The sequence below is a fragment of the Paraburkholderia hayleyella genome (assembly GCF_009455685.1).
Taxonomy (GTDB): Bacteria; Pseudomonadota; Gammaproteobacteria; order Burkholderiales; family Burkholderiaceae; genus Paraburkholderia; species Paraburkholderia hayleyella.
Genome location: NZ_QPES01000001.1, coordinates 2,393,830 through 2,406,386, shown reverse-complemented (window position 1 = coordinate 2,406,386; position 12,557 = coordinate 2,393,830). Strand labels below are relative to the sequence as shown.

Genomic DNA, 12,557 nt, shown 5'->3' with positions numbered 1-12,557 from the left:
CCTTATGAAGAATTTTTTAAAATCCGCAACGGTTCGCGCTCGCGCACCGCTGCGTCTTGGGCTGGCAGGGGGCGGCACGGATGTGTCGCCGTATTCCGATGAATTTGGCGGGCTGGTTCTGAACGCGACCATCGACAAGTTCGCTTACGCGACGATCACGCCTCGTGAGGATGACACGATCGAACTGGTCGCCGCCGACAATTCGGTGCACTGGTCGGGCCCGGCCACGGCCTCGCTGGGGTTGGTCAAAGGGCTGGAGCTGCATGTCGGCGTGTATAACCGCATTGTGCGTGACTACAACGCGGGCGTGCCGCTGCCGGTGCATGTGACGACTCACTCGGAAGCGCCGCCGGGCTCGGGGCTGGGTTCGTCATCGACGATGGTGGTCGCACTGGTGCATGCGTTTGTCGAATATCTGCAGATTCCGCTGGGTGAGTACGATATCGCGCAGTTGGCGTACAACATCGAGCGTGTCGATCTGGCCTTTGCGGGGGGGAAACAGGACCAGTACGCGGCAACGTTTGGCGGCTTCAATTTCATGGAGTTTTACCAGGACCGGGTGATTGTGAACCCGTTGCGGGTCAAGCACGCCGTGCGCGCGGAACTCGAATCGTCGCTGGTGCTGTTTTACACCGGCGTTTCGCGCGAGTCCGCCAGCATCATTCAGCAGCAAACCGATAGTGTGCGCAGTGGCAACACCACGTCGCTGGAAGCCTTGCATCGCGTCAAGGATGAGGCGCTCAAGATGAAAGAAGCCATTCTGCGGGGCGACTTCGACAGCTTTGCCGAGTCGATGCGCCTGTCGTGGATCTCGAAAAAACAGATGGCCAACAGCATTAGCAACGCGGGCATCGATGCTATTTACGATGCCGCTATCGCCGCGGGTGCGCGGGCGGGCAAGGTATCGGGCGCGGGTGGAGGCGGCTTTATGATGTTTGTCGCCGATCCCACGAAGCGGCCTGACGTGATGCGCGCCCTCGCGCAATTTAATGGTCAGGTGTTTAGCTGCAATTTCACCGAACACGGTGCGTATTCCTGGAGAACCTAATGAAAGACACGATCCGTCAGGAGATCTCGAAAGCCATCGACGTATTGACTGCCATGCGCGCCGACGAAGACCTGATGATCCGGGTGGCGGGCTTTGCCCAGACCATCGTCGATACCTTCAAGGCGGGCAACAAGGTGCTGATCGCCGGAAATGGCGGCAGCGCGGCCGATGCCCAGCACATCGCAGGCGAGTTTGTCAGCCGCTTCAATTTCGATCGCCCGGGTTTGCCGGCGTTTGCCTTGACCACGGATACCTCGGCCTTGACTGCGATCGGCAATGATTACGGCTACGAGAAAGTATTCGCGCGCCAGGTGCAGGCGGGTGGGGCCAAAGGTGATTTTTTCTGGGGCATTTCGACCTCGGGTAAATCGCCGAACGTTCTGCTGGCGATGGAAGAAGCGCGCAAGAAAGGCATGTATGTCGCAGGTTTCACGGGCGCCAAAAGTAACGCGAGCAACGCGATGCGCGATCTGTGCGACGTTTGCATCGAAGTGCCCGCGCTCGAAACCCCCAAGATTCAGGAAGGGCATATCGTGCTGGGCCACATCATTTGCGGCCTGGTTGAATCCAGTCTTTTTACTCCGCCTGTCCGGGCTACTCCGGCATGATCCCGGCCATCGTTTTAGCCGGTGGGTTGGGCACGCGCTTGCGTTCGGTCGTGCCGAACCTGCCGAAACCCATGGCGCTGGTGGCGGGCAAGCCGTTTCTGTGGTGGGTGATGCGTCGCCTGGAGCAACAAGGCGTGACGGAGGTTTACCTGTCCGTCGGCTATAAGCGCGAGGTGATCGAAGATTACTTCGGCGATACGTTTGGCGCATTGAAGGTGCACTACGTCGTAGAAGATGAGCCGCTCGGCACGGGTGGCGCGATTGCCCGGGCGATGGCCCGGATCAGCGGCCATGAAGCGTTTGTGCTCAATGGCGACACAATGACCATCGTCGATTTCGCTGACCTGCGCGCAGCGGCAGCGTCGGGTGAGGCAGATGTCGTGATGGCGGTGGCACGGCTCGATGACGTCGCGCGATATGGGGCGGTCGAATTCGACGCGGCATTGCCGCGGCGGGTCACCGCCTTCCGTGAGAAGGGGCAAACCGGTGCGGGCTTTATCAATGCAGGGGTCTATTTGCTCAAGCGCGCGCCTTTTGAACGTTACGTGACGCAAGAGCGGTTTTCATTCGAACAGGATTTTTTGCACGCGCACCTGGCCCAGCTTCAGGTGCATGCGGTGCCGGCTGTCAGCCAACTGATTGATATCGGCGTGCCGGACGATTACGCGCTCGCACAAACGGCTGTGCCGCAAATGGTGGCCTGAGATGGTGACCGCTGTGAGGCGCGCCTTGTTTCTCGATCGGGATGGCGTGATCAACGTCGATATCGGTTACCTGCATCGCCCCGAGGACTGTGTGTTCGTGCCGGGGATTTTCGAACTGGTGCGGGTAGCCCGCAAGGAACACTACGAGGTGCTGGTCGTGACCAATCAGGCCGGGATTGCACGCGGCTATTACAGCGAGCAGACGTTCGCGGCCTTTACGGCGTGGATGCTCGAACAGTTTGTCAAAGAGGGCGCACCCATCACGCAGGTGTATCACTGCCCGCATCATCCAGAGGCAGGGGTTGGCCCTTACCGGGTGGCTTGCGCTTGCCGCAAGCCTGCCCCGGGCATGCTGCTACAGGCGGCCGCAGATCATCATATTGATACGCACGCATCGGTGATGGTGGGCGACACGCTGAGCGACATGCAGGCGGCGCGTGCTGCCGGGGTGGGGCGCCTGTTCCTGTTGGGCGAGGGCGCGGCGGCTTGTACCGGGACGGCCAGTTCCGGCGTGGTTCACGTCAGCGATCTGATGCAGGTGGCGGCTGAACTTTCGTCCGTGGCCTGACTACGCCTGACGGCCAGAAACGAAATAGCCCAGCGGATCTTCCTCCCCGCCTTTGCCGAGGGCATCGGCGCAATGTGCCGCGACAAGAAACCTCGACGCGAGCGGCAAGCACACGAGTGAGAGCGGTAACGTCCAGATCCAGTCGAAGGGTTTTTCGGGGTGCAGCAAACGCAAGGTGAGTACCGTGAGCTTGTTGGCGATGGCCCCGATGTCACTGCCGCGCTCGGTAATCTGGATTTCGTCAAAACCGCTTTGATCCAGCAGTATTCCGAGGCGCTCGCGCGTAAAACGATGATAGTCGTGCGGAATGTAATGCCTGCGTGCCGACCACGGAACCGTCAATAGGAGGGTGTTTTCGCGTTTCAGTACTCGGGCCATCTCTTGTATGAACTGCTCGGGATCCTCGGCGTGCTCAATCACTTTTTCCGGCAGTTATTGAGACTTTCCTGCTTTGCTGGTGGGGGAAGTGAATACCACGCGTGACATCAGCAGATACGCCACGATAGCCATGAAGGGTGTCAGGATAACCTGACTCAGAATCGGTCTGCCCATCAGCGTCGTCAGACGGTGTATCAGAACCAGGTTGAGGCAATAGAGGCCGGTGTAAGCCGCCACGAATCTGGGGATTCGAGCCGGGGAGCAGTCGGCAAAGACCAGCCCCCCGGTCGTCAGGAAATTAAACGCCAGCCCAGCGAGATTGCCGCCGGCCAGCGCTAGCCACGTTGGACTACCCAGCCAGATGAATAACGCATAGATGCCGAGGCCAAACAGCGTATTGAGTACGCCGACCATCATGAACCGGTTGATACGGCCGTAGCGGCTGAACAATGTTTGCCGCATGTTATTGGCCTGGCTTGTAGCCAAACGCCACGGTATTGCCGACATTCATGGAAATTTTGATTGCGCCGAGACCAGACGAGGCCAGCAGGTTTTGCGTGAAAGTCTTGATGCCGGATGGCAGGGGCGCTAGCCGAGTCCAGTAGCGCAGGGTATAGCGGTTCATGAAAGGTTGCGCCTGAACGCCCGTATAACCGGCATGGACCAGCAACGCTTCAATGCTGCGTGCGGAGAAGAGTTGCATATGTTCGATATCGAGAATGGGTGAGCGCTTTCCCATCAGACGGTTGACGATGCTGCGATAGTCGTGAGTGACGCTGACGAATACGCCACCGGGCTTGAGCAGGTTCAAGGCCGAGCAGACGATTTCCCGGGGCTCACGCACGTGTTCGAGCGTCATGAAACAACAGATCAGGTCAAACGATTCGGCTTCGTAGTCGCTCTCCACGAAAATGCCTTCCCGAAGCCAGCCTTGCCGGTGCGCAGGAGCGGCTGCAATGGCCGCAGTCGAAGGTTCGATACCGCAGACCTTGTCAAATCCGTTCTGCTTGAGTTTGTCGAGGAACACACCGGTGCCCGCGCCAATTTCCAGGGCGCATCCGCGAGCGTGGTTACCGAGTATCGGCTGAATCACACGGGCATAGGCTGCTGCTGCGTCGTCAGCCTCTTCGCTGCTGTCATAGTGGGCGGCATGGTAGACCTCGGCCAGCGCTTGCTGCGAGGGTGGCTGGTCGACGTAGACGAGATCGCAGGTGGGACATTGCACCATCTGGTAGCACAGGTACTCCGGCACTTTTCTTGAGGCAAAGCTGAATGCCGTTAGCTTTGAGGCGTCGAGATGTTCTGCGAAATAAAGCTTGGCGGTTTCAGGCGAGCTGCCGCAAACAGGACAGTTGCGCTGCGCGCGGTGTGAGAGTTCCATCTGGGCGGTTGGTGTGGGATGAGATCAACGTAGCGTGGCGGCAGGGCGCCACAGACTGCGACCCGGACGGCAGGGCGGCATCTGTCCGGATTGCGCTCAAAAGCTATAGGGTTTTGGCGGTTTGTTCCGTGATGGCGCCATGGCGGATCAGCGCGGCCCGGATCAGCCGGGGGCGGCCTTTGACCTCGATCATGATCTTGCTCACGTATTCGCCCACGAGGCCGATGCCAAACAGGTTGATGGAGCCGAACATCAGGATCGCAATCAGCAGGGTGGTCACCCCTCGTGGCGCGATGTCGGGAACTATCAGTCTAAGAATGGCGATGATGATCGCTATGACCAGCGACAGGCCAAACAGGCCGAGGCCTGCAGTGGTCAGCATGGTGAGCGGTACATTGCTGAACGAGAAAATCCCTTTCTTGGCCCAGTCGATGTTTTTGGCCAGCGAGTTCGTCGTGTGGCCGAACATCCGTTCTGGACGTTCATACGGTACGCCGGTTTGACGAAAGCCGACGTAGGCACGCAAGCCCCGCATGAATAAATCGCGCTCAGGACAGGTCAGCAGCCATTGCACGACTTTGCGATCGATGAGAGAAAAATCACCCGCATCGAGTGGGATCTTCACATAGCTGAAGGCGGCGAAGATCCGGTAGAACGCCTTGTATAGCAAGCCCCAATGCCATGGCATCGCGCGTCGCACGCGTTGGCCATAGACCACCTCATAGCCTTGCTCCCAGGCGGCATAAAACGCTTCGATCAGCTCCGGCGGGTCTTGCAGATCGCCATCTAGCAGTACCACCGAGTCTTTCGTCGAGAGCTCCATGCCGCTGCGAAACGCCATCTGCGAGCCAAAATTGCGGGAGTGCGAGATCCCGATTACCTTGGGGTCCGCCACCGAGATTTCGCGGATGGTTTCTGCCGAATTATCGGGGCTGCAATCGTTCACAAAGATGATTTCGTAGTCGATGTCGAGCTTGCGGAATGTCTCCGTGAGCCGTTGGTACATCACCGGAATGGCGGGCTCATCCTTGTAGCATGCGATGATGGCCGAGATGCTGCGGCGGCGTTTGTGCTGGTTGAGTTTGGAGCGTTGTGCGAGTTCTTCTTCGCTGAGCGTCCGTACCCAGTTTGCCGTTTGTTGCAGGCCCTCAGCGAGCGGCGTGGTTGCTTGCCAGCCCAGACATGACAGGGCTTTTTTCGGATTCGCGTACCAGTTGGCCAAATCCCAGGGGCGTTCGTCCATGGCCTCGAAGTCCGGCGCTTCGCTGATGTCGAATAACGCGCGCGTCAGCTCCGCGAGCTCACGAATGGTTGTTTTGACTCCGCTGCCGATATTGAAGCTTTCGCCATAGAGGGAGGGATTCATCCGTAGCGCTGCGCTGATAAAGGCTGCGCACACATCATCGACATGCACGAAGTCGCGTGAGGTGTCAGGCGCCACGAACGGCGGGAGTGTGCCAGACAACGCTTTGCGCAAGAGTGTAGGGATCAGGCGCGCGCTGTCTTCCAGGGGACCGTAGACCGAATAAAGGCGCAGGTTGACACAAGGAAACTGGCGCTCGACGCCCATATAACTCAGGTAGTCAGACACGGCAAGCTTCGACAGCGCATAGTGACTGTTGGGTTCGCGGGTGCTGTCTTCGAGTGGGGCGGCGCAGTTTTTCCCGTATTCGGACGAACTCCCCGCATGCACGAATGCGGCTAGCGGACGCTGGGCCAGCAGGCTGGTGAGCGTGACGATCGAATTGAAGTTGGTCTGGTAAATCAGGTTGGGATCTTGTTCGAACGAATACGCGCCATACGCCACGCAATCGAAAACCGTTTGCGGTGCAATGGTCTCGAGCATGTGCTTGACCGCGGTGGGGTCATTGACGTCCGCCGTGATCACATGGGTGTCGGGGACCTCGGCGAGGCGCCATGCCCTGGCGTGATGAACCACGGCATAGACATCCTGTCGCACCGCAAAAATTTTCAGAAACAGGTTGGCACCGACGAACCCCGAAGCACCGGTGATGAGGATCGGCCCTCGCAGGGCGGCGATATCTGGATTCGAACGGGTCATAAGCGTGGTGGGTAACGGAATTAGGAAAGGCCGAGCGCGCTGAGCAGGCTCTGCGGATCGAGGCCAGACGCTTCGCGCAGATAGCGTTGCGAGCCGTAACGCGGGTAATGATGCGCCTTCGCCGGCAAGTGATGCATCTTCGAGAAGACACCGTGGCCAAGCAGATGCAGTGCCAACTCAGAGCCAAAACTGCCTCGCGCGACATGCTCTTCAACCACGAAACAGGTTCCGGTCAGGGCAATTTGTGTCATCAGTTGTTCGGGGAGGGCATTGGCCGCGAGCGGCAACTCGCTCACGACCCACAGGTTGGGCCTGAGCGCGCTGGCTAGCGCGGTTAGTGCCTCGAGATAGGTTCCCGCAAGCGGGCCGACGACGATCACTGGCGGGCCTTCACCCGCGACGAGATGACGCCAGGGCGAGTAGGCGGGGAGCACAAAATGCCGGGGCGCTTCGCTCCGGCCCAGGCGGATATAGGCCGCGCCCGGCAAGGCACCTGCGCGCTGTATCACTGCGGCGATATCTTCATCGAAGGCTGGGATGAAGGCCGTGAGATTGGGCAGCGTCAGCAAGATACCGTAATCCTCGATGGCATGGTGCGTGGGCCCCATCACGCCATAACCGTAGCCGCCGCCATTGCCGATGATCCGCACAGGCAAGTTGTGAAAGGTCACGTCGTTGCGGATTTGCTCGAAAGGCCGGGCATAGCAAAAAGGCGCGATGCTATAAACCCAGGGCTCCCAGTTTTGCCGGGCCATGGCTGCGGCGACCGAGATCATGTTTTGTTCCGCCACGCCCGCATTGATGAAGCGTTGCCCCATCGCTTCACGCAAGGGTTCAAGCGCCGCGAAACCCAGGTCGCCTGTGAGGAACACCATCTCCGGTGTGGTGGCACGCGCCACCAGGGCGTCACATAATGGTTGTCTCATATCCGCCTAGCTCTGCGATGGCCTGCTGGTATTGCGCTTCGTTGAGTGGCAGATAATGCCACTCCATACGGTTTTCCATAAATGAAACCCCTTTACCCTTGAGCGTTTCGAGCATGACGAAATGAGGTCGGCCAGGCCGTTTGTCGAGTACAGCCCGAATGGCGTCGAGGTCATGCCCGTTCACCACGTCGATCTCGATGTCGAAACCTTGCAGACGCGTCCAAAGTGGTGCCATGGAAGCCACGGACTGAGTGGAGCCGAAGCCCTGGAGCTGGTTGTGGTCAACCAGTACGGTCAGATTGGCGAGGCGCTGGTGACTGCAGAAGATCAGCGCTTCCCAGGTGGAGCCTTCCTGCCATTCGCCGTCCGAGGTCATGCAATAGACGTGGCTTGACGTGTTGCGCATGCGGCCAGCGAGTGCTGTGCCCGCTGCGAGCGAGAGCCCATGACCCAGGCTGCCGGTGGCAAACAGGATTTCAGGAATGCCCCTGGCCGGCGGATGGCCTGCCAGCAGGGTGCCGTCCTTGTGAAACGTGGTGAGTGTCTTATCGTCAAGCTTACCCACGCTCCAGAGCGCGCTGTAGAGTGCCCCGGCGGAGTGTCCCTTCGACAAGATGAAATGATCAGCTGGCCCAACATATTCGTTAAAGAGCAGGGCGAGTGCATCCAGTGACGACAGGTTGCCGCCGATATGACCTACGCCGCTTTCGAAGTGCATGCGAATCAGCCTGAGGCGGATTTGCGTCATCCGTTGCTGATCCAGGATTTGAGGTTGTTCCATACGATTGCACGGCAGAAAGAGTGGTTAAGGCCTGGCTGCTGGTGTGAAAGATACGCCAGGGGTGTAGGTCCATGCGTGTGCATGCGGATACTTGCGCTGCAAGGCTTTAAATGCTTCATCGGTATCCGCGCAGTAGAGCTTGCGTGCTTCGCCTTCGTATATTGCAAAGAAGCGGCCCTGGATCAGGGTCCATTTACATTGATCGAGCGCTATACGTAATACCAGGTCTTGACCCAGCGAAGCCGCACGGGCATCGACGAGGTCGCGTTTGGCCAGGGTTGCGGTGGTCGAGGCGGAGATGAAGAAGATGCGAGGGATGTACGAGCTCATCAGGAAGTCGATGGCTAGCAATGACAGGCAGGCTGCAAGGCTTGCGAGGGTTGGCACAAGCCGTGCTCGCCCGTGCAGACGCGCCGTCCAGGCGAGCAATAACAGAAAGAGCGCGAAGGGCGCATACAGCCAGCGTTGCTCCATGCGAATGGTGAGAATGGGCGGAACCAGGATGGCGGCCAGCATGGCCGCGCCAAACAGGGGATACCAGCGGCGCGCATCATGGGCTCGTCGCCCCGCGACGATTGCATAAACGGTGGCAATCATCGCAGCACATACCACCACGCTTGCCAGAACGCGGACAATGCCGTCGCCTGGAAGCGATTCGCCAAATACGATGCTGTGGCCTGCCAGAAAGTCAGGACCGTAGTTAAAGCCAACTATTGAGAAGATTGCCTGAAGCGTTTGCCCGATGATGCGCTGCAGGTTCACGTCAAAATACGTCGTTCCTGTTCCAACCAGAAATGCCGACCGTAGAACCACCGTTTTGATGAACACGTTGAGCAGCGCTACCGCTACGCATGCGAACGCCGCGCAACACCGGTTGGCCCGGTTTCCGCGTAACGCGATGAGCGCGATAGCGAGTACCGGTGTGAGTGCAATGTATCGTTCATGCGTATAGATACACAGGGTAAAAGCCATGACCGTGAACCACGGCCAGCGTTTTTCGTCGGGTTTCTGACATGCGCCGACGAGGGCGGCGAGGGTCAGCAGAAACAGCATGAGTGCGATGCCTTCGACCGGCCCTGTGGCTTGCGTGACCTGATACAGGGCAAAACGCGAGCTGGCAAAGGTGAGTGCGACAAGCGCGCTGACGGCCCGGTTGGCATTGGACAACTGCATGGCTATCAGGAACAGGATCGCCGCACTCAGCAGATGCAGGCACAGGTTAAAGGCGAGGTAGCCGCGCAGACTGGTCTGAAAAGTGCGGACTAGACCCAGCCAGGCTAGCTCGAATACAGGGCGGTACTTTTCATAGAACTGCATGGTGAACGCCTGCTGCCATTCGCTGATAAAACTATGGTCCTTTAGCGTGGCAAACACGTTATAGAGATCGTCCCCATAAAAAACCGTTGGCATCCATTGAGCAAAGCGCCAATAGATTGCCAGTCCCAGCGTAACCACGACAACAAGCAGAAAAGGCAGGGTGAGGCGAGTGCCTGATGCAACCGGGGCAGATACTTTTGTCAAAGGGGGTAACGGCTCGTCGTTCGCGTAGTGACGCATGGGCTTAGCCTCGATGGAACAGAAATTATTTTATTTCCGGCTGCAATGTCGTGTGATGATGGCATTCTGTTTTGCCATCCGGCCTGCCGATTAAGTGCCAGCGCGGAGAGAGGATAACGTACCAACGGGTAAAACGGCGAATTCAGGAAGCACGCCCAAGCATTAAACCCGAGTCTGGATGTTATTTGAACAGTTCGAATTTTAACCACTGCTTGACGCGTGGCCAGCCGCTGCTTTGCCCTGATGCTGGGATCTTGCCTGTCTCATGACGAGCACAGTTTTCCGCGAACAGTTGTTGAGCCTGGCGATATAGCAGCATGTCCAGCGCATTGTGCTCGAGTAGTTCCCGGTAGAGCGAGGGCCCGAGTTCCTTTTCAATCTGTTCGAGGCGGGCTTCCAGCGTTGCTTTTCGTCCCGGACTGAAATTTTTGATCGTAAAGTCGAGGTCGAGCTGGTTTAACTCGGGTGGGAGAGCATTTCGTAGTAACTGGATCGACGCTTCAAACGATTCAACGATACCGAAAAAGGGCAGGTTTTTAAGGTGGGCCAGCGCTTGCAGGTAATCGTCGTGGGTGGCGCGTGCTTCCCGCATGTCGTGCTGGGCATGGGCGAGATGGGCCACCTGGAAGTTGCGGCAGACCGCGGTGGTCTCGCGTCCGACCACCCAGTTCACGAACGCGGCGAACCCGCCATTTTGCGCGATGGCCACGCTCGGGCTGAGACTGTCCGCCGGTTCCCGCCGCTCAAACTCGTATACCGATGCCACACGATCAATCGGATGGCGCAAAAACAGGATCGGGACAAACGTGATGCCGGGATGCTGCGGCACGGGCAAGCGGGCCTGATGGCTGGAGATAGCGCGCACTGCCGGGTTGGCGAGGGCGTATTCCAGCAGTTCCTGCGGACTGACGGTGGACCAGGGGAGAGGGCCTTCGAGGTGGCCGTGGGCTTCACCGGGGAAGTTGCGTTCAAGAATGCTGTCTATAGTAGAGCCTGCATTTTTGAATAAATGATAATGAATCAGAATGGTTCGCATTTCGCTAATTTATAAGAAAATTATTAGATAATTTTTCACGCTTTCGTGATTAATCAACTTTCGTGATTAATCAAAATACGCACCCGTGAGCATTTTTTGCCAATGCGGGAGTGCGTGTTGGAGAGATTCCGCATTGGCTGATCGCGGCGTTCATGGATGGCTTTTGCGGGGCGCCGTGACGCAGGCGATGCAGCAGGTCCAGCATGTCAGGGAAATTGCCGGGCGCAATTATAACGTTTTTGAGATCTAAACCTGGCGTCTGCGATTTCCGTTGCACAATGCCATGTGTCGCCCGTCGTTGAGCGGCGTTTTTCTTCTTCCGGCTTCCGGGAGGCCAGATGCAGCGGCATGTATGATGTCCGCTTTTCAATATTGGGCGGCTTGCTGACGTGGGTTTTATCCGCGCGATGCTGATTGCGCGGAATTGATGCAGACAACCGTCTGGGACCGTTCAAATTACGCTTTAACAAGCGGGTATCTGTCGCGCATGCACCTTGAGAATCAAAATCAGATCTTGTCGGTGTCCGTTGTCGTCTATCGGCCGGACGTTTTACTGCTGACACGGACGCTAGCGAGCCTGGCGAGTGCCTGTGCTGCATTGCGTGCCAAAGCGCCAGATGTACCGGGCGTTACCATGACACTGTATCTGGTCGACAATGGCGGTCTTCCCGATATCGCCACTAGCCTGAGCGTATTGCATGACTGCGGCGTGACACCGGTTTTGCTCAGCGGGCATGGCAATGTGGGATATGGCCGTGGCCATAACCTGGCGCTTGGACGTGCCACTAGCCGTTACCACCTCGTGCTGAACCCCGATATCGATCTCGACGCCGACGCCTTGGTGAACGCGGTGAATTTTCTCGATCAGCATGCTGATGCAGGTTTATTGACGCCTTGTATCAAGGACGATGAAGGACATTTACAGTATTTATGCCGCCGTTATCCGACGGTGTTTGACCTGTTTGTCAGGGGCTTTTTGCCGCTGCGTTTCCGGCGTTATTTTGCCGCACGGCTTGCGCGTTACGAAATGCGCGAGGTGATTAATGCTAATGATGTCGTTTGGGATCCACCTATTGCCAGCGGCTGCTTCATGATGTTTCGAACAGCCTTGCTGAAGCAGCTGAACGGCTTCGATTCCCGCTATTTTCTTTATTTCGAAGATTATGACCTCAGTTTGCGCACGCATGAGTCTGCGCGCGTGGTGTATGTACCGGAGGTACGGGTGCGCCATTACGGCGGTGGCGCTGCGCGCAAAGGATGGGCGCATATCAGGATGTTTGTGGCTTCGGCATTCAGGTTTTTCAGCCGGTTTGGCTGGCGATGGTTTTGAGCGGTTTTTTCGTGCAGGCATTGGGTACTTGAAATTTCCATTAATCTTAATTAAAACGCAGCCATTTAATTTATTTTATTGCGGCAGGTATTTATTTTTCATGGTTTAAACAGTTTTCCATTTTCCATATCCACACTTGTTGCCAATGGCGTGGGTGATGGAATATCCGCTTTAAGTT

The 12,557-nt window shown here is 57.5% G+C and carries 13 protein-coding genes; 5 read left to right on the top strand and 8 right to left on the bottom strand.

Annotated features, from left to right (window positions below):
• Positions 1 to 4 precede the first annotated feature (4 nt).
• The 4 genes from GH657_RS10650 to gmhB are packed head-to-tail and all read left to right on the top strand — an operon-like array spanning position 5 to position 2,928.
• The gene (locus GH657_RS10650) at positions 5 to 1,048 is read left to right on the top strand and encodes a GHMP family kinase ATP-binding protein (protein WP_153100737.1); all 1,044 of its coding nucleotides are present in this window, start codon (positions 5 to 7) and stop codon (positions 1,046 to 1,048) included.
• Positions 1,048 to 1,656: a D-sedoheptulose 7-phosphate isomerase gene (locus GH657_RS10645; protein WP_153100736.1), complete on the top strand. Its 609-nt coding sequence runs from the start codon at positions 1,048 to 1,050 to the stop codon at positions 1,654 to 1,656. The genes GH657_RS10650 and GH657_RS10645 overlap by 1 nt, the downstream gene beginning before the upstream one ends.
• A complete protein-coding gene (locus GH657_RS10640) occupies positions 1,653 to 2,360 on the top strand; it encodes a nucleotidyltransferase family protein (RefSeq protein ID WP_153100735.1) in 708 nt (235 codons plus the stop codon). The genes GH657_RS10645 and GH657_RS10640 overlap by 4 nt, the downstream gene beginning before the upstream one ends.
• A gap of 1 nt (position 2,361) precedes the next feature.
• On the top strand, positions 2,362 to 2,928 hold the full coding sequence (gmhB, locus tag GH657_RS10635) for a D-glycero-beta-D-manno-heptose 1,7-bisphosphate 7-phosphatase (protein ID WP_153100734.1): 567 nt from the start codon (positions 2,362 to 2,364) through the stop codon (positions 2,926 to 2,928).
• Here the strand turns inward: gmhB and GH657_RS10630 are convergent, their stop codons facing one another.
• The 8 genes from GH657_RS10630 to GH657_RS10595 form a co-directional block, all read right to left on the bottom strand.
• On the bottom strand, positions 2,929 to 3,306 hold the full coding sequence (locus GH657_RS10630) for a hypothetical protein (protein ID WP_153100733.1): 378 nt from the start codon (positions 3,304 to 3,306) through the stop codon (positions 2,929 to 2,931).
• Positions 3,307 to 3,360: 54 nt separating this feature from the next.
• Positions 3,361 to 3,768 carry a GtrA family protein gene (locus GH657_RS10625; protein ID WP_174769930.1) on the bottom strand — a complete coding sequence of 136 codons (408 nt, stop codon included), beginning with the start codon at positions 3,766 to 3,768 and terminating at the stop codon, positions 3,361 to 3,363.
• A gap of 1 nt (position 3,769) precedes the next feature.
• Entirely contained in the window at positions 3,770 to 4,687 is a 918-nt protein-coding gene (locus tag GH657_RS10620) for a class I SAM-dependent methyltransferase (protein ID WP_153100731.1), read from the bottom strand.
• A 103-nt stretch (positions 4,688 to 4,790) separates the two neighbouring features.
• On the bottom strand, positions 4,791 to 6,749 hold the full coding sequence (locus GH657_RS10615; protein WP_153100730.1) for an NAD-dependent epimerase/dehydratase family protein: 1,959 nt from the start codon (positions 6,747 to 6,749) through the stop codon (positions 4,791 to 4,793).
• A gap of 20 nt (positions 6,750 to 6,769) precedes the next feature.
• Positions 6,770 to 7,675, bottom strand: coding sequence for a transketolase family protein (locus GH657_RS10610; protein WP_153100729.1), 906 nt, complete (start codon positions 7,673 to 7,675; stop codon positions 6,770 to 6,772).
• A complete protein-coding gene (locus GH657_RS10605) occupies positions 7,656 to 8,456 on the bottom strand; it encodes a 1-deoxy-D-xylulose-5-phosphate synthase N-terminal domain-containing protein (RefSeq protein ID WP_153100728.1) in 801 nt (266 codons plus the stop codon). The genes GH657_RS10610 and GH657_RS10605 overlap by 20 nt, the downstream gene beginning before the upstream one ends.
• Positions 8,457 to 8,480: 24 nt before the next feature.
• Positions 8,481 to 9,977, bottom strand: coding sequence for a hypothetical protein (locus tag GH657_RS10600; RefSeq protein WP_153100727.1), 1,497 nt, complete (start codon positions 9,975 to 9,977; stop codon positions 8,481 to 8,483).
• Positions 9,978 to 10,194: 217 nt separating this feature from the next.
• The gene (locus GH657_RS10595; protein ID WP_153100726.1) at positions 10,195 to 11,049 is read right to left on the bottom strand and encodes a sulfotransferase family protein; all 855 of its coding nucleotides are present in this window, start codon (positions 11,047 to 11,049) and stop codon (positions 10,195 to 10,197) included.
• A gap of 487 nt (positions 11,050 to 11,536) precedes the next feature.
• Between GH657_RS10595 and GH657_RS10590 the strand changes: the two genes are divergently transcribed.
• On the top strand, positions 11,537 to 12,379 hold the full coding sequence (locus GH657_RS10590) for a glycosyltransferase (RefSeq protein WP_153100725.1): 843 nt from the start codon (positions 11,537 to 11,539) through the stop codon (positions 12,377 to 12,379).
• The last annotated feature ends 178 nt before the right edge of the window (positions 12,380 to 12,557 follow it).